The organism is Roseateles sp. GW821-FHT09G03 (assembly GCF_059416045.1).
On sequence record NZ_JBWKOK010000001.1, the window covers coordinates 551,007 to 571,311 of the forward strand.

Annotated in this window: 19 protein-coding genes; 5 read left to right on the plus strand and 14 right to left on the minus strand. The window is 69.0% G+C overall.

Annotated features, from left to right (window positions below; all coding sequences use genetic code 11):
- Positions 1-67 precede the first annotated feature (67 nt).
- From AC07OZ_RS02475 to AC07OZ_RS02520, 10 genes are all read right to left on the minus strand, one after another.
- On the minus strand, positions 68-1,210 hold the full coding sequence (locus AC07OZ_RS02475; RefSeq protein WP_495465575.1) for an aromatic ring-hydroxylating oxygenase subunit alpha: 1,143 nt from the start codon (positions 1,208-1,210) through the stop codon (positions 68-70).
- On the minus strand, positions 1,207-1,929 hold the full coding sequence (locus tag AC07OZ_RS02480) for a (2Fe-2S)-binding protein (RefSeq protein WP_495465576.1): 723 nt from the start codon (positions 1,927-1,929) through the stop codon (positions 1,207-1,209). The genes AC07OZ_RS02475 and AC07OZ_RS02480 overlap by 4 nt, the downstream gene beginning before the upstream one ends.
- Positions 1,930-2,033: 104 nt before the next feature.
- Positions 2,034-3,965, minus strand: coding sequence for an IucA/IucC family protein (locus AC07OZ_RS02485; protein ID WP_495465577.1), 1,932 nt, complete (start codon positions 3,963-3,965; stop codon positions 2,034-2,036).
- Complete coding sequence (locus tag AC07OZ_RS02490; RefSeq protein ID WP_495465578.1) at positions 3,962-4,630, minus strand: GNAT family N-acetyltransferase; 669 nt, start codon at positions 4,628-4,630, stop codon at positions 3,962-3,964. The genes AC07OZ_RS02485 and AC07OZ_RS02490 overlap by 4 nt, the downstream gene beginning before the upstream one ends.
- A complete protein-coding gene (locus AC07OZ_RS02495) occupies positions 4,614-5,840 on the minus strand; it encodes an MFS transporter (RefSeq protein ID WP_495465579.1) in 1,227 nt (408 codons plus the stop codon). Before AC07OZ_RS02495 ends, AC07OZ_RS02490 begins: the two co-directional genes overlap by 17 nt.
- Positions 5,831-7,288 carry a lysine N(6)-hydroxylase/L-ornithine N(5)-oxygenase family protein gene (locus AC07OZ_RS02500; RefSeq protein ID WP_495465580.1) on the minus strand — a complete coding sequence of 486 codons (1,458 nt, stop codon included), beginning with the start codon at positions 7,286-7,288 and terminating at the stop codon, positions 5,831-5,833. The genes AC07OZ_RS02495 and AC07OZ_RS02500 overlap by 10 nt, the downstream gene beginning before the upstream one ends.
- 129 nt (positions 7,289-7,417) lie before the next feature.
- Positions 7,418-7,945 carry a sigma-70 family RNA polymerase sigma factor gene (locus tag AC07OZ_RS02505; RefSeq protein WP_495465581.1) on the minus strand — a complete coding sequence of 176 codons (528 nt, stop codon included), beginning with the start codon at positions 7,943-7,945 and terminating at the stop codon, positions 7,418-7,420.
- A gap of 1 nt (position 7,946) precedes the next feature.
- Entirely contained in the window at positions 7,947-10,424 is a 2,478-nt protein-coding gene (locus tag AC07OZ_RS02510) for a TonB-dependent siderophore receptor (protein WP_495465582.1), read from the minus strand.
- Positions 10,425-10,507: 83 nt separating this feature from the next.
- Positions 10,508-11,551 carry a DUF4880 domain-containing protein gene (locus tag AC07OZ_RS02515; RefSeq protein ID WP_495465583.1) on the minus strand — a complete coding sequence of 348 codons (1,044 nt, stop codon included), beginning with the start codon at positions 11,549-11,551 and terminating at the stop codon, positions 10,508-10,510.
- On the minus strand, positions 11,548-12,081 hold the full coding sequence (locus AC07OZ_RS02520; protein WP_495465584.1) for a sigma-70 family RNA polymerase sigma factor: 534 nt from the start codon (positions 12,079-12,081) through the stop codon (positions 11,548-11,550). Before AC07OZ_RS02520 ends, AC07OZ_RS02515 begins: the two co-directional genes overlap by 4 nt.
- Positions 12,082-12,266: 185 nt before the next feature.
- Here AC07OZ_RS02520 and AC07OZ_RS02525 point away from each other — a divergent pair, with 185 nt between their 5' ends.
- Both AC07OZ_RS02525 and AC07OZ_RS02530 read left to right on the plus strand, forming a co-directional pair.
- A complete protein-coding gene (locus AC07OZ_RS02525; RefSeq protein ID WP_495465585.1) occupies positions 12,267-12,761 on the plus strand; it encodes a helix-turn-helix domain-containing protein in 495 nt (164 codons plus the stop codon).
- Entirely contained in the window at positions 12,758-13,414 is a 657-nt protein-coding gene (locus tag AC07OZ_RS02530; protein WP_495465586.1) for a nucleotidyl transferase AbiEii/AbiGii toxin family protein, read from the plus strand. Before AC07OZ_RS02525 ends, AC07OZ_RS02530 begins: the two co-directional genes overlap by 4 nt.
- A gap of 11 nt (positions 13,415-13,425) precedes the next feature.
- On the opposite strand, the gene AC07OZ_RS02535 is transcribed toward AC07OZ_RS02530, so the two are convergent.
- From AC07OZ_RS02535 to AC07OZ_RS02545, 3 genes are all read right to left on the minus strand, one after another.
- Entirely contained in the window at positions 13,426-14,010 is a 585-nt protein-coding gene (locus AC07OZ_RS02535; protein WP_495465587.1) for a TetR/AcrR family transcriptional regulator, read from the minus strand.
- 40 nt (positions 14,011-14,050) lie between these two features.
- Positions 14,051-15,181 carry an alkene reductase gene (locus AC07OZ_RS02540; RefSeq protein ID WP_495466475.1) on the minus strand — a complete coding sequence of 377 codons (1,131 nt, stop codon included), beginning with the start codon at positions 15,179-15,181 and terminating at the stop codon, positions 14,051-14,053.
- Between the two features lie 158 nt (positions 15,182-15,339).
- Complete coding sequence (locus tag AC07OZ_RS02545; protein ID WP_495465588.1) at positions 15,340-16,230, minus strand: LysR family transcriptional regulator; 891 nt, start codon at positions 16,228-16,230, stop codon at positions 15,340-15,342.
- Positions 16,231-16,359: 129 nt separating this feature from the next.
- Between AC07OZ_RS02545 and AC07OZ_RS02550 the strand changes: the two genes are divergently transcribed.
- On the plus strand, positions 16,360-16,938 hold the full coding sequence (locus AC07OZ_RS02550) for a hypothetical protein (RefSeq protein WP_495465589.1): 579 nt from the start codon (positions 16,360-16,362) through the stop codon (positions 16,936-16,938).
- Between the two features lie 24 nt (positions 16,939-16,962).
- Here the strand turns inward: AC07OZ_RS02550 and AC07OZ_RS02555 are convergent, their stop codons facing one another.
- Complete coding sequence (locus AC07OZ_RS02555) at positions 16,963-18,645, minus strand: SMP-30/gluconolactonase/LRE family protein (RefSeq protein ID WP_495465590.1); 1,683 nt, start codon at positions 18,643-18,645, stop codon at positions 16,963-16,965.
- A gap of 131 nt (positions 18,646-18,776) precedes the next feature.
- Between AC07OZ_RS02555 and AC07OZ_RS02560 the strand changes: the two genes are divergently transcribed.
- Both AC07OZ_RS02560 and AC07OZ_RS02565 read left to right on the plus strand, forming a co-directional pair.
- Positions 18,777-19,691 (plus strand): 2-dehydro-3-deoxygalactonokinase, encoded by a 915-nt coding sequence (locus AC07OZ_RS02560; RefSeq protein ID WP_495465591.1) that lies wholly within the window; start codon positions 18,777-18,779, stop codon positions 19,689-19,691.
- Positions 19,688-20,305 carry a 2-dehydro-3-deoxy-6-phosphogalactonate aldolase gene (locus tag AC07OZ_RS02565; RefSeq protein ID WP_495465592.1) on the plus strand — a complete coding sequence of 206 codons (618 nt, stop codon included), beginning with the start codon at positions 19,688-19,690 and terminating at the stop codon, positions 20,303-20,305. Before AC07OZ_RS02560 ends, AC07OZ_RS02565 begins: the two co-directional genes overlap by 4 nt.

Sequence of the window (20,305 nt, forward strand, 5' to 3'; positions counted from 1 at the left end):
CTTGCGAGGGGATGCTTGCCATTGTCACCCCGGCGCGTGCCTCTGGCCGCAGAGCTGGACTTTTCGCCTAGCCCCCCATCGCCAACCGATACCACTCATGAAAATGCCGCATCCCATCCTCCATCGGTGATTGGTACGGCCCGGCGTCCGTGGTCCCTCTCCGGTACAGCGCCTTCCGCCCCGCGTCCATGCGTTCGGCGATCTCGTCGTCCTCGACGACCGTCTCGTTGTACGCCGCCTGATGCGCCTCGACGAACTCGCGCTCGAACGCGACGATGTCCTCGGGGTAGTAGAACTCGGTGACGTTGAGCGTCTCCTGCGGACCGCGCGGGTGCAGCGTCGAGCGCACCAGCGCGTGCGGGTAGAGCTCGATCATGTGGGTCGGGTAGTAGGTCACCCAGATCGCGCCGAAGTCCGGCGGCACGCCTCCGCGATACGCCAGCAGCCGTTCATGCCACGCGCTGTAGACCGGCGATCCCGGCGAGTCCAGCCCGCGGTGCACGCCCACGCGCTGCACGCTGAATGGCGCGGCGAACTCCCAGTCGAGGTCGTCGCAGGTCACGAAGCTGCCGAGGCCGGGATGGAAGGGACCCACGTGGTAGTCCTCCAGATAGACCTCGATGAAGGTCTTCCAGTTGTAGCGGCAGGTGTGGGTCTCGATGCGGTCCAGGACGTAGTCCGAGAAGTCGAACTCGGGGCGCTCGAACAGGCCGGCCAGGTCGCGTGCGGGATCGCGCGGACCTTCGAAGAAGGCACCGTCGCATTCCTTCAGCGGATAACGCGGCAGATGCGCGCAGGGCTGCGGCGAGAAGTGTGGCGCGCCGACGAGCTCACCGCCATCGGTGTAGGTCCATCGATGCAGCGGGCAGACGATGTGGCCGCCCGCGGCCGCCGGCAGGCGCCCGTGCGAGGTGCCGGCCGTCACTGCGCCCGGGTCGCCGCCGAGGATCAGCGCCTGGCGGTGGCGGCAGACGTTCGACAGCAGCTTCACGCCCTCGCGTCCGTGCACCAGCGCGCGGGCGTTGTCTTCGTGCTGGAGCGTGCGCCAGTCGCCGGGCTCCGGTACCCATTGGCGATGCCCGACGTAGCGCGGGGCCTGGCGCGCGAACATCGCCATCTCGCGTTGGAAGAGCTCGTCGTCGAAATAGGCTTGCACCGGCAACTGCGGCTGAGTGGACAGCAGGTGGGCGCGTCGGACGATGTCGTTCATGCGGAGTTCCGAAGATCTTGGGCGCCTAGCCGCCGCAGCCGTTCGGCGCGCGGCAGGCGCGGGCAGGTGTTGCACATGTCGCCGCCGGCGCGCCTGTCATCGAGGCAGCACACGCCGCGGTCCAGCGCCAGGCACGAGGTTCCGGGCGCCGTGTCGAAAGCCAGATAACCGCTGTCGCCGGACGCGCCCAGGAGGCGGAGCCAGTCGGCGCCGATGTCGCACAGGTCGTCGTCCGTGTGCCTCGTGAGGGGCTGTGCCCGCAGCAGCGCTGCGAGCACGCAGTCGGCGAGCTGCCGCCGCGCCGCCTTGGGATGCAGCGGCAGGTTGGCCTGCACCGCGGCCAGCAGCGTTGCCGACAAAGCCCTCACTTGCTCGGCCGCCATGGCACGGCCTGACCCCGATGTCGTCGCCGCGAAGCTCGATGCCGCAAAGCTCGATGCCGCAAAGCTCGATGCCGCAAAGCTCGACGCCGAAATGGCAAAGCCGGTCACGTCCGCCTCGTCGACGTCCACGTCCCAGCCCAGGCCGGCCAACGGCAGCACGCCGCCCGCCAACTCGACGGAAAACACGCTGGCGTAGGTCGGTTGCCAGACCAGCCGCGACCAGGCGCGCAGGGCCCAGTACGCGCGACCCGCCTGCGGATCGCGCGCCCGCAGCGCGCCGATGAGCCGCTCCGCAGCGGGACCGGCGGGCAGGGCCAGCCCACCGTCGGCATCCATGTCGACACGGGCACCGGCACCGGCTCCGACAGCGGCACGGTCGTCGCAACGCCCCTGCAGCGACGGCACCACGGCGCGCGCCCGCGCGAAGAACGCGGCGAGGGTCAGGATGCGACCTCGGCCGTCGCCGACGACGGGGATGCCGATGTCGACGACGTCGTCGTTCCGCGCTTCGCCGCGACGGTCGCGGCCGGCGCGAACGGGGCCAGCGGGTTGTCCAGCGTGCCGACGATCTTCAGGTTGGCCGCCGGATCGGACAGGTTGATCATCTGCGTGTTGTTGCCCATCTGCAGCCGGTTCAGGCACGACTGCCGGAACGTCGGCACGAAGAGGTCGTAGCGGGCGTACTTGTCGCGGTACTGCGGATGCTCGTCCTGGTAGACGCGGATGTTGTCGGCCACCTCGCCCCAGAAGTCCTGCTCGGTGCACGTGCCGTGCTCGACGAGGATCTGGTTCATGTACCGGAAGAAGCCGTCGAAGATGTCGATGAACACGGCGAGCGTCTTCAGGTCGTCCGGGAAGTCCATCACCAGCCGGCGGATGTTCTCCGGCAACTCCGCGTCGGTGTTGAAGATCGCGGCCTCCTCGGCGATGTCCTTCATCATCACGCGCACCGGCACGTGGTCCTGCATGACGAGGATGAGGTTCTCGCCGTGCGGCATGAACACTAGGTCGTACGCATAGAAGCAGTGGATCAGCGGCGTGAGGTAGGCCTGGAGGTAGCGCTTCAGCCACGCCCGGGCGTTCAGCCCCGAAGCCTCGATGAGCGCGGGCAGCAGGGCCACGCCGTCGCGATCGACGTGCAGCAGGCTGGCCATGGTCATCAGCCGCTCACCGGCCTTCAGCAGGGGCAGCGGGTTCTCGCGCCACAGGGCCGAGAACATCTTCTTGTAGGGCGTGTCGGACTCGACCGCGGCTTCGTAGTAATGGTTGCGGAAGCCCATCGAGGCGACCTCGCGCAGCATCGTGAAGCCGTTGGCGCGCAGTTCGTCGTCGCGGTCCAGCAGCTCCTTGATCCACTGGTTGATCGCCGGCGTGCCGGACATGTAGTACGGCGAGAGGCCGCGCATGAAGCCCATGTTGAGGATGGACAGCGAAGTCTTCACATAGCGCTTGTGCCGTGCGCTGACGTTGAACATCGTGCGGATGGATTGCTGCGCGAGGTACTGGTCGTCGCTCAGACCCAGGAAGACGATGCGCCGCTGCGCGACGTAGGGCGCGAAGGCCACCGAGAGCTTGTTGGCCCACTGCCAGGGATGCGCGGGCACGACGAGGTAGTCCGTCGGGGTCAGGCCTTGCTCGCGCAGTTGGCGGTCGAAGCGGGCGAGCGTCTCGTCGCCGAGTTCCTCGCGCAGCAGCTGCTCGTAGCTGAGGTCGGGCACGCAGTGGAAGGCCGCCTGGTCGCGGTGCACAGCCAGCCACACGATCTGGAACGGGGAGGCGGCCTCGGGCGCATAGGCGCGGTAGTCGGCGCCGTCGAAGCCGAGGCGGCCGTTGTTGGCGACAAAGGCGGGGTGGCCCTCAGTCATCGAGGTCTCGACCACCTGGAAGTCGGTCTCGTGGACCAGCGCGCGGCTGCCGTGCACGGTGTTGAGCCGCTTGTAGGCGCTGCTGTAGAGCGTGCTGCAGATCTCGTCGAGGTAGATCGGCAGCTGCTCGGGCTTGAGGCCCAGCGCCTGCTTGAAGTCCGTCATGAAGCGCAGCGCATCGACCTCGCGGCCGACGCCGCCCGTCAGGCATTCGATGGAGTCGGCATCGACGGCCCAGTGGCCGAGCGCCATCAGGCGCGCTTCGAAGCGGTAGACAGTGTTGCCGTCGGGCGTGGCCAGCGAGTAGCACTGGTGGAGCGGACGTCGCGCGGCTAGCGCGGGTTCGGGCCGGGGCTCAATGATCTGCTCATGCGCGTACTCGGACAGCGCCTTGCGCACGAGCAGCCGGTTGACCGTGCGCCAGACCTTTGGGTTCAGGTGGTCGACCACGGCGGCGGGGTTGGCAAGTGTCGGGGTGGCAAGCATCGAAGTGGAATGCGAAGTCATGCGGGGATCTCCTGGAGGTGTTGCAGGGCGGTGCGGTAGTCCGCGCGGGTGCACAGCGCGAGGCTCGCCACCTTTTCGCGCAGCTGCACGTTGCCGCGGTAGACGAAGCCGAAGGTCTTGTTGAGCACGTGGATGCGGTCGTTGTGCGCGTCGGGCTCGACGACGACGCGGCGCGCGCCGAGGCCGTCAAACATCAGGTCCATCACGGCCTGGAAGACCAGGCGCGAGAAGCCGCGCACGGGCTGGCGGGCCGGCGCCACGCAGATGTGCATGCCGAGGTCGCCGGGCGCCACGGCGTAGTGGTCGGCCAATTGGTCGAAGCGCGGGTCGTAGGACTCGGCCAGCACCACGGGCTCGCCATGCAGGGAACCGATGTGCACGTCGCGGAAGCCGCTGGCGAGCTGCGCGGCGTAGAGCTCGCGCACCTCGGCGACGCTGCTGCCCTGCAGGCACCAGAACTTCGCGTGCGGCTGCTGGAACCAGCCGTGGATCATCGGAATGTCGTCCGGGATGGCGAGGCGGCGGAACACGATGCCGCCGGGCGAGGCATAGGCCACCGACGCGGTCTTTGCAGTCTCGGCAGTCTCGGAAGAATTGACGGCCGCGGCCGCTGTGGGTGCAGTGGCTGCTGTGGCCGCAATGTCGGATTCAGGCGACGGGCGCATGGGAAGACTCCTCCGTGTCGGGGGTGATGACGGACGCGCGGTCCGCGGGGCGCGCCTTCGGGAAGCTCCACAACCACAGCGCGGCCGCGAGCAGGAAGGCCACGCAGGCCACGATGAACGGCGCCCGCAGCCCGAGCGTCGCCACCAGCGAGCCGGCGGTGAACGACGCGAGCAGCACGCCGCAGTTCTGGAAGATGTTGATGACGCCGTAGTCGCGGCCGAAGTCGTCCGGCGTGCTGAGCTGGTAGAGCTGCACGTCGAAGTTGATGACCAGCTGGTACAGCGCCCAGCCGAGCAGCACACGCCCGATCAGCAGCGTCGCCACGTCGGGCACAGCCTGCAGGCCCAGGCCCACGGCGCCCAGCATCAGGTTGGCGAGCGTGCGGCGCGTGGGGTGCTGCTCCGGCAGGGTCAACCAGCGGTGGATCAGCAGGGCGCAGACCGCGACGATCTTGGGCACCGCGAAGGCCGCGCCGGCCACCACTTCACCGCCGGCCTCGCTGATGCTGGACCAGTAGAGCGAGAAGAAGGGCCGCACCAGCGCCGCGCCGAAGTCGAACAGCAGCATCACCACGGCCAGCTTCAGGATCGCCGTGTGACCGGCCAGGCTGAAGCGCCGCGGGGCCGTGCGTTCCTCGGCATCCTCGGCCAGCACCGGCACCATGCGCCGGCTGCGGATCAGCCAGGTGCACAGGCCCATCTGCACGACATCGGCGAGCGCCATCAGCAGCACGCACTCGCGCACGCCCCAGTGCTCGATCACCGCGCCGCCCGCCACCGCGCCGAGGACCACGCCCAGGTGGGCCGTCACCGACAGCAGGCCGATGGTGCCGCCGCGCGTCTCGTCGGACTCGGTGCTCATCAGGTAGGGGAAGTTGAGCAGGTAGCTGCTCTTGAAGGCGAACATCGCCATCGACAGCAGCCAATAGCTCACCAGGTCGGGCGCCCAGTAGCTGGCCAGGCACAGCGCCGCGGCGATGCCCTGCGTGTACTGGAGGATGTGCAGCGTCTCGACGCGGCGCGCCACGCGCACCCACAGCGGGAACACGCACATCACCGTGATGGAGATGAAGGCCACGTAGGCGCCGACGTGCCAGGGGCTGTGCTCACCGTAGCGCTCCGCGAAGAACTGCGGGTAGAACGGGATCAGCAGGGCGTCGCTGATGACGGCGAACAGCGTCATCAGGATCAGTCCGTGTTTCAGGCGCATGCTTTGTCCTGCGGAGAGTGCGGGGAGTGCGGGGAGTGCGGAGAGTGCGGGGAATGCGGGGAATGCGGGGAGTGCGGGAAGAGGGCGCCGGACGGCAGCGCCCGGAACAGCGGCGAGCGCGGCACGCCGAAGCTCTGCAGCGCGAAGCCGGTCTCGATGGGGTAGTGCTCCCTGCCGGTGAGCTCACGGATCAGGCAGGAGTTGCGATAGCAGGCCAAGCCCAGCTCGGGGTTGCTGAGACCGTGGCTGTGCAGGCCGCCGTTCTGCACGTAGACCTCGTTGCCCGCCATGTCGACCGCGTAGTTGCGCGTCGGCTGGTAGCGCCCCTGGCGGTCGAAACGCAGGCGATGCTCGATGCCGCCGAGGAAGCGCGGCACGCGTTGCCGGTAGCCGGTGGCGAAGATCAGTCCGTCTGTTTGATGCTCGAAGACCTCGCCCGTGTCGGTGCGGTGGAACTCCAGCACGTGCTGCCCGCTCGCCTCGTCGAAACGGCAGCGGCGCAGCTCCGACTGGGTGACGAGGTGCGCCTGGTGCGTGCGACGCTGCCGCGCGCGCTCGAGCTGGTGGTAGATGTCGTCCATCAGCCGTGCGTTGATGCCCTTGTAGAGGCTGTCCTGCCGGGCCAGCACGGCGGGCTTGCGGTCGTCGGGCAGGTCGTAGAAGTAGTCGGTGTAGTCCGGGGAGAACATCTCCAGCGTGAGCCGGGTCGTCTCCATCTGGAAGAAGTAGGGGGAGCGCGTGATCCAGTTGACCGTGGTGCCGCGCAATGCGGCTTCCTTCAGCAGGTCGTGGCAGACCTCGGCGGCGCTCTGGCCGCTGCCCACGATGGTCACGGAGCGCTTGTCCAGCAGCTGCGCCTTGTGCTGCAGGTAGTGGGCCGTGTGCAGGTAGGGATGGGCGTCGCCGTCGCAGCACGCCGGCAGGCTGGGTTGTGCGCCGACGCCCAGCACCAGCTTGCGCGCGCAGAACTCGACGAGCGAACCGTCGGCGCGGCGGGCATGGACGCGGTAGAGGGCGCCGCCGTCGCCGTGGGCATCGTGGGTGATCGCCACCACCTCGTGGCCGAAGCGCACGTTGGGCAGGCGCCGCGAGGCCCACTGGCAGTAGCGGTTGAAGGCCTCGCGGGTGATGTAGTGCGGGCCGTTGATGTAGTGCGAGTAGATCTCGCCGCTGTGCTTGCAGTAGTTGAGGTAGCTGTATTCGCTGGTCGGGTCGGCCAGGCTGACGAGATCGGCCAGGCAGGGGTTCTGCAGCGTGGTCTCGTCGATCAGCATGCCGGGGTGCCAGTTGAACTCCCGGTGGCTGTCGAGGAAGAGCGCGCGGCAGGGCACCGGCGCGTCGGCCAACGGCGCCATGAGGCACGCGAGGCTGAGATTGAAGGGGCCGAGGCCGATGCCGATGACATCTAGGACCTCGGCGTCGGTGGATCGGGGATCGTTGCCAGGCATCGTGGCCGCCTTCCAGTCGCTGAGAGTGGGGAGCGCGGTGGTCGACCGCGCGCTACTTCCCTTTGACGGATCCCGCGCCGGAATTTTCAGGAAGAGGACCTGCGATCCGAGGGGCTACTCCGGCGACGCTCAGTTCGACCGGCCGAGTTCCGGGCATCGCGTCAATGCCCGCAGGGCGTCCTGCACCATGGCATTCACGAGCGGGGTCGACACGCCCAGCCGCTGCGCCACTTCCTGCTGCGTGTGACCGTGCACGCGGTGCAGCACGAAGGCCTGGCGCGTGCGCGCGGGCAGCCCGCGCAGGCATCGGTCGACGCACTGCAGGAGCTGGCGGCCCATGGCCTGGTGCTCCGGCGTGCCGGTCCCTGCTTCGAGGTCCTGGCCCTCGTCCTCCTCGCCGATCAGTTGCCGCTCGGTCTGGCGGCGGCGGAGGTGGTCGATGCAGAGGTGCTTCACGACCCGCATGCAATAGGCCACCGGCTGTTGCACGCCGGGCGGCGGCGTGCTCTGCATCAGCTTCATGTAGGCCTCCTGCACCACGTCGTCGGCGAGGTCGCGGTCGCCCATCCAGCGCCACGCCGCGCGCTTGAGCAGCGGGCGGTGGGCGATGAAGTCGGCGACGACGGGGTGGGTGGACGGCGACTGCGGCGCCGTCATGTCAGAGCTTCCAGTTCAAGGTGAGCTGGCCGTTGCGTCCGGCGCCCTGCAGGCTCTGGTCCCAGTAGAGGCTGGCGAGGTACTTCCGGTCGGTCACGTTGTTGATCAGCAGATGCGCGCTCAGCCGGTCGCTGAAGTCGTAGCGCGCCATCAGGCCCAGCACGGCGTATCCGGATTGCCGGGAAACGATGTCGGAACCGTCTGGCGCGGTCTGCGTGCCATTCACGCGGTGGATGGCGCTCTGCCAGCGCAGCGTCGCGCCGAGCTTGAGCTGAGGCAGCGCAGGCACGCGGTAGCGCGCCGACACACGCGCCGTGCGACGCGGGATGAAAGTGCGCGCGTCGGCGCCGGCGGCGTCTTCGATGCGCAGCTGGGTGTAGCCGGCCGTCAGGTCCCAGTCGGCACTCAGCCGGCCCGCCATCTCGAGCTCGAAACCCTTGGACGCCGCATCGATGCGGCGGTAGTACGAGAAGCCGCCGTCGGTGTCGAAGCCGGCGTACTCGGCCAGGTTGTTCTGCTTGGTGCGGAACACGGCGAACGAGCCGTTCAGCTCGCCGTTGAGCCACTCGCCCTTCGCGCCGAGCTCGACGTTGCTGCCGGTGATCGGTCCGAGCAGCGCCTGGCGGGCATCGACCTGCGTCTGCGGGTTCACGATCTTGGTGTAGCTCGCGTAGAGCGAGTGGTGCGCGTCGACGTCGACGACGGTGCCGACGTAGGGGACGGTCTCGGCCTCCTTGTAGACGCGCGGCACCGCGCGGAAGCCCAGCCCTTCGCTGCGCATGCGGGTGTGATTGAGTCCGAGCAGCAGCTTCCACGGATCGGCCAGGTTCAGACGCGTCATGGCGTAGATCGACTCGCGCCGGTTGACGAAGTCGGCCGAGCCCGTCCCGCCGTTCCAGGCGGGCTCGGGGTAGCTGCCCCAGCCGTCGGGCGCGGTGATCGCGGTGCCGTTGCCGGCGCCGCGCTGGTAGGACGCCTCGTTGTGGACCCGCGCCGTGTTGAGCCCGACCACGGCGTCGTGGCGGCGCCCCAGCAGTTCGAAGGGGCCGGAGGCGCTGACGTCGAACAGCTTCTGGGTTTCGTCGGTCACTTGCGTCGAGAGCCAGCTCTCCGTGCCGGCCCCTGTCGCGCGGTCGGGCAGGGCGCCCGAGATGCTGAACAGCTTGCCGTCGGCGCTGAGCTTGCGATAGCTCGCCATCGCCTTGGCGTTCCAGCCGTTGCCCAGCGCGTGCGCGAGTTCGACGAAGCCCGTCGTGTCGGTGTTGTCCCAGTGGGACCAGCGCGGCGCCGCGGCGGTCGAGCGCGGGTAGTCGGTGGGCGAGCCGTCCGCGTAGTTCAGCGGCAGGCCGCCCCAGGCCGTGCCTTCGGGGCGGTTGGCCTGCCGCGAGAGACCCAGCGTCAGCGTCGTGCGGGGGCCGAGCGAGGCTTCGAGCAGCCCGGCCGCCAGGTTCTTGGTGAGCGCGTAGTTGTCCATGAAGGACTCGTTGCGCTGGGCCATGACGATGGCGCGGCCGCGCAGCGTGCCGGCCTCGTTGAGCGGACCCGACACATCGCCCTCGGCGCGCTTCTTGTCCCACGAGCCCAGCGTGAGGCCGAACGATGCCTGGAAGTCCGCCGTGGGCCGCTTGCGCACGTAGTTCACCGTGGCGGCGGGATTGCCGGTGGACGACAGCAGGCCGTTGGCGCCGCGCAGCACTTCGACGCGGTCGTAGAGCGCGGTGTCGATGTCGCCGAGCTGGTCGCCGTTCGTGAACGGCATGCCCACGCCGTCGATCTGGAAGTTGGAGATGTCGAAGCCGCGCGCGTTGAAGTAGGTGCGGTCGGTCTCTACGACGTCGACCGAGACGCCGGTGGTGCTCGCGAGCACGTCGTTGGCGTTGAGCAGGCCGAAGTCGTCCATGCGGGCGCGGGTGACGACGGTGACGGACTGCGGCGTCTCGCGCGGCGACAACGCAAGGCGGGTCGCCGTGCTGGAAGCGAGGGTGCCGTACCGGTCGGTCGTCTCGCTCGCCGGCAGGCCGTTGCGGGCCTTGATCCGCACCGCCGGCAGGATCCCCGAAGGCGTCGCGGCCACCTCATCGGGCGTCGCGCGCTCGACCACGAAACTGCCGTCGGCCTGGGCCACCGCCTTCAGCGAGGTGTCGGTCAACAGGCTGCGCAAGCCCGCATCCACCGTGTAGGTCCCGTTCAGTCCGGCGCTCTGCCGGCCCTCGACCAGTTTGGGGTCGAACGACAGCAGGACACCGGCGCTCCGGGCCAGGCGGGTGAGCGCCAGATCGAGCGGGCCGGGCGGGATGTTGAAGCTGCGCGCCGCTGCTGCCGCCGGCGCGGCGGCGCTGCTGGCGCTCTGCTGCGCGAGCACGGCGGCCGGCGTGAGCGGCAGGGCGAAACACGCGGCCAGGCTCGCGGCGGAGAGGGACGAGCGCTTGAACAAGGTCTTGGAGGCAGCGGGGGCGGCGCGGAGGCGTCGGGCGGTCATGGAAACCTTTCGTCAGGAAGTGGGTGGTTTCCTGATGAACCGAACGAGTCGCCGAAACCTGCAGTCCTTTCTCAACAATTTTTTCAGCGCGCCTCCAGCGTCACCCACCACGAGGTGAGCGCGCGTGCCCGGACCGGCAAGGTGCGCTGGATCGCCGCCACCACGCGGTGGAGGTCGTTGACGGGAAACACGCCGGAGATGCGCAAGCGGGCGACGGCCGGGTCGCAGCGCAGCCAGCCGTGGCGGTAGCGCGCGAGTTCCGCGGCCAGTGTTGCGAGCGGCATGTCGCGCGCCACGAGCAGGCCGTCGACCCAGGCGCCGGCGCCGCCGTCCGCCGCCTCGACGGGGCCGGCGCCGCGGGCGTCGAAGTCCCATTGCTGACCCGGGGCGAGTCGCCGGCGGGGCAGGTCCCCGTTGCCCGGGCTCACGTCGACCCAGCCTTCCAGTGCCTGCACGAGGGTTCGCGCGGCGAGTCGCCGGACGATGAAGCGGCCTTCCTCCGTCTGGATGCGGCCCTGCGCCGTGCGGACGACGAAAGGCCGGGGTGCCGCGGCGTCGGCGCCGATACCGATGCCGATGCCGGTGCCGGTGCCGCGAGCGCACTCGACCAGCACTTCGCCGGCGAAGAGGTCCACACAACGTTCGTGAGCATCGACGCGGGCGTCCAGCGATGTCGCGGTGTTGAGATGCAGCACGCTGCCGTCCGCCAGCGCGACCCGTCGGCGCTCGCCCGCGCCGGTGCGGTGCGAGGCCGCCAGGCTCTGCCAACCGCCGTCGGGCGAGCTCGCGAGTCCGATGCCTGCGGTCCCCGCCAGCAGCGCCACGCCCTTGAGCAGGGCCCGGCGACGCGGAGCGCGCTCGAGATCACGCTCCCGCTCGCGCGTCGCCGCCAGCGTGCTTCGAGCGAGCGAAGGCGGCAGGGTCTTCAGCCTCAGGCTGAACCCGCTCAGCGTGGCCCACGCCTGCGCATGCTCCGGCCGTTCGCGCTGCCAACGCTCGCAGGCCTGATGGTCCTGCGGCGTCGCGCGCCCGGACTGGAGCTTGACCATCCACGCCACGGCGGCTTCGACGATCGCCTCTGCGATCTCCGGGTGCAGTTCGCCCGGAGCCAGGCCGGGACTCGTCATTGCAGCGACATGCCTTGCCGGGCCCGATAGCAGGCACTGAAGCCCCGCGTCATGTACTGCTGGACGGAACTGAGCGAGACGCCCAGCTCCTTGGCGATCTGGCTGTAGGGCAGCCCATCGATCTGCGACAGCAGGAAGGCCTGCTGGACCTTGTCGGGCAGGCCGCGGAGCACGGCATCGACTTCGACCAGGGTCTCCAGCATGACCTGCTGATCCTCGACCGACGGCGCCTGGTCCTGCGAGATCAGCGAGAGGGCCTCGAGGAACGCGCGCTCGAGCGCCGCCCGGCGCAGATGGTCGACCATCAGCCCGTGGGCGATGGTGCTGAGCAGCGCCTTGCCGCCGCCCAGGTCGGCATGCCAGGTGAGAGCATCGCGGCGCACCAGCACCCGCGCGAACGTGTCGTGCGCCAGGTCCGCGGCGTGATGGGGGCACCCGAGGCGCCGGCGCAGCCAGCCGACCAGCCAACGATGATGGCCACGATAGAGGTGGCCCACGGCGGTGAGGTCGAGGGTGTGCGTGTCTTGCATGGGACGGCTCGGAGGGGCGACCAGCGTGTCATTTCCAAATAGAAACGATTCGCATTTACGCACAAACTGCCGTGACAGGTCAATGCATGGGCCTAGAGGTCGTGGGTTGGTATCAGTACCGCCCACCATCCTGGGATCGTCGACTAAAATGACAAAAATATTGGACATCTTTTGCGAGGCGAGACGTGAATATCCTTGTCGACATCGGCCGCGCCGTCCGGACTCGGCGCACGGAACTCGGGCTCTCCCAGAGCCAGCTCGCGCACCTGAGCGGGTTGTCGCGGCAGACCGTGGTCGGCCTCGAGACAGGGACCTTGAGCGATCTGGGGGTGAATCGCGTGGCCCAGGTGACGTCCGTGCTCGGTCTGGAGCCCGCGCGGTTCAGCACCGAGGGGCGCAGCAAGAAGCGGGGGCTATGGATGGCCGCCAAGACCGCCAGCGTCAGCTACGCGCGCGAACTCGCTCCTGAGACGCTGAGCGAGACCCTGATCAGCGGCACGGTGTCGCAGCCGTTCATGCCTCATCTGGCGCATCTGCTTGACGAGGCACCGATTCCCATCGTTGTCATGGCCGTGGAAGAGGCCGCGACGCAAGCTCATGTGCCGCCGAAGGCGATCTGGCGCAACGTCGCCAAGCTGGCCCGGTCCCTGTCGGTCCATCGGAAGGCGCTGTGGTCATGAAGTCGAAGGACTTGCCCGGTGGCCCCTGGAAAGCTCTGTTCCCGCGAGCAATGACCTTGGTCGATGAGATCCGACGATACGGCGGCATCGACGAACCGTTCTGGACATTCGGCGGCGGTACCGTACTGATGTTTCGTTACCGTCACCGACTCAGCAAGGACATCGACATCTTCGTGCCGGACCCGCAGTACCTGGGGTATGTGACGCCGCGCTTGAGCGACACGGCAGCCGAGCTGACCCACGACTACATCGAGTCGGACAACAGCTTCGTCAAGCTGCAGTTCGAGGAAGGCGAGGTCGATTTCGTGGCGTCGCCGAACCTGCTCGACGACGCCTGGGAACTCTGGAACATCGATGGGCAGGCCGTCAGGGTTGAGACAGCGGCAGAGATCGTCGCCAAGAAGCTCTACCACCGCGGCAATCGGGCGACGGCACGAGACTTATTCGACTTTGCGCTCGTGATCGAACGTGAGCCCGAACAGCTGCGCCGGGCCGAACCATTTCTCTTGAAGCATCGCGACGCCTTCTTGAGCCAGATTCGCGAGCCACATCCCATCCTGCGCGAGGCATTCGATGGGATCGATGTGCTGGACTATCGACCGAGCTATGAGCACTGCGTGTCGGTGGTCCATGGGTTCCTGGCACCGCGCTGAAGGGTCGCGTCTCAGCCCTTGACCATCGAACCGAACAGGTGACGCTTGAACCGCTCCAGCGGCGCGGTGCTGCGATGCAGCCGGGACATCAGGATCGCGCCCTGGAACGCGGAGGTGATCGTCTCGGCCAGGTCCTTCGCGCGCGTGCCCGCGGGCAAGTCGCCGGCCTTGATCGCGGCCTTCAGGCAGAAGGTCAGCGCGGCGTTGACCTCGTCCAGCATCTCGACGACGCGCAGGCGCATCGCCTCGCTGTCGTCGGTGGCCTCGGCCGCGGTGTTGCCGAACATGCAGCCGCGCTTGCAGCCGTGGCCCGCGATCGCGCCGATGTGGACGTCGATGTAGGCCTGCAGGCGCTTCATCGGCGGGAGTTCCTCGTTGCGCAGCGTCTTCGCGATGACGTCCTGGATCGCGCCGAAGTACAGCTCCAGCGCCGCGAGCCCGAACTGCTCCTTCGACGCGAAATGGTTGGTGAAGGACCCTTGCGGAACGCCGGCCGCGTTGACGATGTCGCGCACGCTGGTCCCGCCGAAGCCGCGCTCGTGCATGAGGTGGAATCCCTCCTGCAGCAGCTTGTCCTTGTTCGACGCTCTGGCCATGGGGGCCGAGTCTATCCGTCCCCCATGGCCGCGCCGGCGCTCAGGTCGTGGCGGTCGCTGCCGTGATCGCCGGGTAGTCCGTGTAGCCGACCGCGGTGCCACCGTAGAACGTGTCGCGGTCGTACGGATTCAGCGGCAGGCGGTGGCGCAGACGCTCGGGCAGATCCGGATTCGCGATGAAGTGGCGGCCGAAGGCCACCAGGTCCGCCGCGCCGGACCGCAGGATCTCCTCGGCGGATTCGCCGTCGAAGCCGCCGGCCACGATCAGCGTGCCGGGAAAGAAGCAGCGGATCAGTGGCGCGGCGACCGGCGCCTGCGTGCGGGTCTCGTCCGCCACGCTGCCCTTCACGCGCGGCTCGATCAGGTGGAGGTAGGCCAGGCGGCGCTTGGCGAGTTCGGCGGCGACATGCGTGAACAGCGCCTCCGGATCGCTGTCGCCCATGTCCCCGAACGAACCGTTCGGACCGAGGCGCACCGCCACGCGATCGGCGCCCCAGACCTCGATGATCGCGTCCGTGATCTCGAGCAGGAAACGCGCGCGATGCGCGATCGGACCGCCGTATTCGTCCGTGCGGCGGTTGCTGCCGTCCTGCAGGAACTGGTCGATCAGGTAGCCGTTGGCCGCGTGGATCTCGATGCCGTCGAAACCGGCGTTCATCGCTCGCTCGGCGGCCGTCTTGAATGCGGCGACCAGCGCGCGGATCTCCGGGACGGTGAGGGCGCGGTTCGGCGTCGTGGGCACCCAGCCGGACGCGCTGTAGGCCACGCCGCCGTGCGGCACCTCCGAGGCACCGACCGGCTGCCCGCCGCCGGGTTGAAGATCCGCATGCGACTGCCGACCGGCGTGATAGAGCTGGGCGAAGAGACGCGCGCCCTTGGCATGCACGGCATCGACGACCTGCCGCCAGCCCGCGATCTGGCGGTCGTCGAACAGGCCCGGCGCGCCCAGGTAGCCGTTGCCGTCGGCGGCAGCGATGGTCGCCTCGCCGATCAGCAGCCCGCCGGCCGACGCGCGCTGGCCGTAGTGCAGTGCCATCAGCGGGCCCGGCACGGCGCCGTCTTCGGCGCGCATGCGGGTCAATGGCGCCATGACCACGCGGTGGTCGAGGCGGTAAGGACCGACCGCAATGGGCGAGAAGAGGCGGCGGGGAGAAGTGGGGCTCGAAGAAATGTCGCTCGAAGAAGTGGCGCTCGAAGAAGCGGTATTCGAAGTCATGGCGTCGTGGCCTTCCGGCCTGTGGAGTGGGAACAGGCACGACGTGGGGCTGGAGGGCGCGCCTGGAAGGCGGCGCGGGCTCCGTTCATCGCGGAGCGGCGGGTTGGCAATCTTCAGGACGACGGCAGCAGATGGCGCCGCGCATGCTCGACGAAGGCGCGCACCTTCGGCGCTGCGTGCCTGGACGCCGGCCACACGGCCCAGAAGGTCACGGGATCGTCGAGGAAGTCGTCGAGCACGCGGCGCAGTTCGCCGCTCGCCAGCGCATCGCGCACCAGGAAGTCCGGGAGATAGGCGAGACCGTCGCCGAGGCGCGCCAGCTGCGCGATGGACTCGACGCTGTTGAGCACGGTCCGCTCCGCCAGCGGCAGGTCCTCGCGGCCTTCCGGCATGCGCAGGCGCCAGCGCTCGATGCGACCGCTGGCAGGGAATCGGTGCAGCAGGCAGCGGTGCTCCATCAGGGCCAGCGGCGTCCGCGGTTCGCCGTGCCGGTCGAAGTAGGCCGGCGAACCCACGATGACCCGCGGCACGACGCCCAGCTGGCGCGACACCAGCCGCGAATCCGACAGGTCGCCGGTGCGGATCACCACGTCGAAACCTTCCTCGACGATGTCGACCATGCGGTTGGAGAGATCGACGTCCAGCGCGATCTCCGGAAACGCGGCGCTGAAGCTGTGGATCAGCGGCGTCATCAGGCTGGTGACCTGCGGCACGCTGATGCGAAGCCGCCCGCGCGGCGTGCCGGCGGCGTCGGACAACTCCGCCTCCGCGGCGGCGATCTCGGCCAGGATGCGCTGGCAGCGCGAGAGGAACATCGCGCCTTCCGGCGTCAGCGTCAGGCTGCGGGTGCTGCGGTGGAAGAGCCGGACGCGATGCTCGTCCTCCAGCTTGCCGATCATCTTGCCCACGGCGGACGAGGAGATGCCCAGCACCCGTCCCGCCTCCGCGAAGCTTCCGACCTCCGCGACCCTGACGAAGGTCCGCATGCCGACGAGGCTGTCCATCGATCCGATCCTTGGTGTCGCGCGTCGGCCCTCCGCCTAGGGTCGATCCCAGGTCGTGCCGCCGGACGTTGGGCGTTCAATATGGACGACTGTAGTACTTTGCATCGCAACGAGCCGGAGACCTCCGCCATGACCCTGCAAGACACCCAGCGCGCCCTTCTCGGCGATTGGACCAGCCTCGCGCCCGAAGTGCGACCCAGTGCCGCGAAGAACCCGGACGGCACGTTGCGGCCGTTCTATCTGAGCCGCGCGTTCAGCGCCCTCGGCGACGACCGTTTCGAGCTGACGATCCGCAACTGGGCAGACCCCCATGGCAGGGTGGAAGTCGCCCGCATCGTCCTGCGCGGCCACATCGGCTGGCCCGGGCCGCATTCGTTGCTCGACGGCGCGCAGAAGGCCGATTTCATCGCCGACGAGGCCTACGAGGTCACGCCGATGGCGCAGGGTTTCGCGGACCTGCTCAACCAGGTGGCGACGATCGAGGGCGGACCGTGGGTGGTGGGGCAGGGGCGCAGCGTGCTGGGTCGGCGCTTCGCGCCGTTCGGCCTCGTCGAGGGACAGCACTTCAAGGAGTACGACCTGATCCACCTGGACGGCGACTTCCTGTTCTGGGGTGCCCGTCACATCGACGGCCGCGGCTTCGATTCGGAAGACAACCGACCGGCCAATCTGCAGATCCCGATGCGGCGTGTCACCCGGGTCGTGTGACCGGCCCCCTGAACAGCGCGGATCTCAGCCCGCGAACGTCGCTTCCGGCAGTCCCCGCACGCCGGGGATCTCCAGCGCGAACAGCGAACCCGACAAGGGCGCCCCGGCCAGCGCCTCCTCGCTCAAGCGCACGGAGGCGCTGGTCACATACAGCGTCTCCAGGCTGGCGCCGCCGAAGCAGCAGCTGGTGGGGCGGGGCACCGGCATGCGGATGCGCTGCATCTCGCGGCCGTCCGGCGCGAAGCGCGCGATCTGCCACGCGTCCCACATCGCCACCCACAGGCAGCCGGCGTCGTCCACCGTGAGGCCGTCCGGCCGGCCGCCGTCGGCATCGAAGACGATGAGCTCGCGGCGATTGGCGATCGTGCCGGACATGAGGTCGAAGTCGTACTCGTAGATGGTCTTGCGGTACGTGTCGGTGAAGTACATCTTGCGGTCGTCCGGGCTCCACCCCAGGCCGTTGGGCACGGTGAAGCCGGTGTCCATCCGCTTCCAGGAACCGTCCGCGTCGACGCGAAAGAGGCTGCCGCGATGGGCCGCGCTGGCCATGTCCATCGAGGCGACCCAGAGCCGGCCGCGGCGGTCGCACTTGCCGTCGTTGTAGCGGTTGCCGGGCCGGTCGGCCTCGGGATGACTCAGCAGGGTCAGGCGCTTGCTGTCCGGATCCAGGGTCATCAGTCCGCCCGGCGTCGCCACCAGCAGGCCGCCAGTGGCCTTGGGGATGACGACGCTGGTCATGGTGCCCAGCTTGATCCCGGCATTGGCGCCGCCGGACGCGTGGTGGGTGTGCAGCGACGGCGTGAGGATGTCGACCCAGTACAGCGCGTTGTCCCGCGGCGACCACATGGGTCCTTCGCCGAGGAGCGCCCGCGTCTCGTCGACGCAGCGCACCTCCACTGACGGCGAGCCGGTCGCGGGCCCGCCGGACATCGCGGTCGTCGTGACGTCGCCGACGGCGGTGTGGGCGATGCCCCGTGCGGTGGCGATCAACACCGCGCTCAGGCCGTGGACGCGCGCGCCGTCCAGCCGGGACACCGGCCCGGTGACGGACAGGGCGCCGATCGGGCGGCCCTCGTAATCGAAGATCGGAGCGGCGACGGAGACGCTGGCCTCGTCGAATTCGCGGTCGTCCACGGCATAACCCCGCGCCCGCGCCAGCCCCAGGTCGCCCTGGAGACAGGCCGCGTCGCGCAGCGTGTTCGGCGTGAACGCGTGGAAGTCCAGGCTCTCGATCAGGTGGCGCAGCCGCTGCGCGTCGAGATGGGCCGCGATGGCCTTGCCCGCCGCGGTGGCGTGCACCGGCAGCCGCACGCCGACGCTGGACACCGGCGCGATGTCGCGGCCCGCCTGCTCGCTGGCCACCACCACGACCTGCGGGCCGTTGAGCACGGACAGTTGCACCGATTCCCCCAGCGTGTCGCGCAGCCGCACCAGCGCGTCCTGGGCGGCCAGCCGCAGGTCGAAGTCGCTCCAGACCTCGTGGGCCAGTTCGAGCAGCCGGAATCCCAGCTGGAAGCTCCTGTCGTAGGGGTCGTGGCGCAGCAGGCCTTCGCGCACCAGCGTGCCCAGGATCCGGTGCAAGGTGGCCTTGGGCAGCGAGGACGCGCGCAGCAGGTCGGTGAACGTCATCGGTGCCCGTCTGTCGGACACGATGTTGAGCAGGCCCATCGCCTTCTCCAACACCCCGAGCCCCGCGGCACTGTTCACCGATCGATCGTCAGTTGGGATGGCCAATCTTCCGTTCCATGGAACTTTGAATGGGCTGATTGTAGGTATTTCGTTGCTCGGTCGTGCGAAATCTGGCTATAGTTCCATTCAATGAAACCTCGGGAGAGGCGATGGACTCGGCAGCCTTGATCACCTTGGACTGGGGTTCTTCCAATCTGCGGGCGCGACTGTTCGACCGGCAGGGGAAGGTGGTGGCGATCCGCTCCGGCGCGCAGGGTCTGACGAACCTGCCGGATCGCGCGTTCGAATCGGCCCTGCGGACGTTGTGCGGCGATTGGCTCCGGGGCGCGGAGGTGCCCCTGATCGCCAACGGCATGATCGGCGCCCGTGAGGGATGGGTGGAGACGCCTTACCTGATGTGCCCGGCGACGGCCCGGGATGCCGCCGACGCGCTGGTCCAGGTGACGTTGACGGACGGCGCGGTGCTGCACATCGTGCCCGGGCTGCGGTGCCAGTCGCCCTCGGGGCAGGACGACGTGATGCGGGGCGAGGAGACGCAGCTCTGGGGCCTGGAGCCTGGCGATCCCGCGTGCTGCGTGCTGCCGGGCACGCACAGCAAGTGGGCCAGGCTGGACGGTTGGGGGCGGGTCACCAGCTTCGAGACCAGCCTGACCGGCGAGTTGTACGCGCTGCTCACGCGGTACAGCCTGCTGGCCAAGCTGATGCGCTTCGACGGGGAGCGGCTCGACTGCTTCGACGAAGGGGCGGCGGTGGGGCTGGCGCAGTACGACCGCCTGTCCCTGGTGCTGTTTTCCGCCCGCACGGCCGGCCTGCTGGGGCGTGTGCCGCCCGAAGGGCTGCCGGATTTCCTCTCGGGCCTGTTGATCGGCGCGGAGGTTGGCAGCACGCTGGCGTACTGGCCGCAAGGCGGCGTCAAGCTGCTGGGCGAGCCCGACCTGTGCGCGCGATATGAACGGGTGCTGCGGCGCGCCGGCACGGTGGCGGCGCCGGCGCCGGCCGACGCCACGGCGCGCGGCCAATGGCGCATCGCGGTGCTGGCCGGTCTGGTGGAGGAACACGCATGAACGGCCTGATCGCGATCCTGCGGGGCGTGCGCCCCGACGACGTGCTGGCGGTGGGCGAGATCCTGCTGGAGCAGGGCATCCGGATCATCGAGGTGCCGATGAATTCGCCCCGCCCGCTGGAGAGCATCGCCCTGCTGGCCCGGCGCTTCGGGCAACAGGCGGAGATCGGCGCGGGCACCGTGCTCGATGTCGACGACGTGATCCGGGTGCAGGAAGCCGGCGGACGGCTGGTGCTGTCGCCCAACGTGAATCCGGACGTGATCCACCGCAGCAAGGTGCTGGGCCTGCGATCGATGCCGGGCGTGGCGACGCCCACCGAGGGCTTCGCCGCGCTGGCAGCGGGCGCGGACGCGCTCAAGCTCTTTCCGGCGGACACGCTGGGCCCGTCGGCGATCAAGGCGTGGCGGGCGGTGTTTCCGGCCGGCACGCCGATGTTCGGCGTGGGCGGCATCGGTCCGGACAACCTGGGCAGATTCCGCGAGGCCGGGGCCGACGGCGTGGGGCTGGGCTCGTCGCTGTACGTGCCGGGCATCTTCGCCTCGGAACTGCGCCAGCGCGCCCGCGCGATGCAGGCGGCCTGGGACGCCGCGGGATTCCGGCCGGGCCCCGACTGA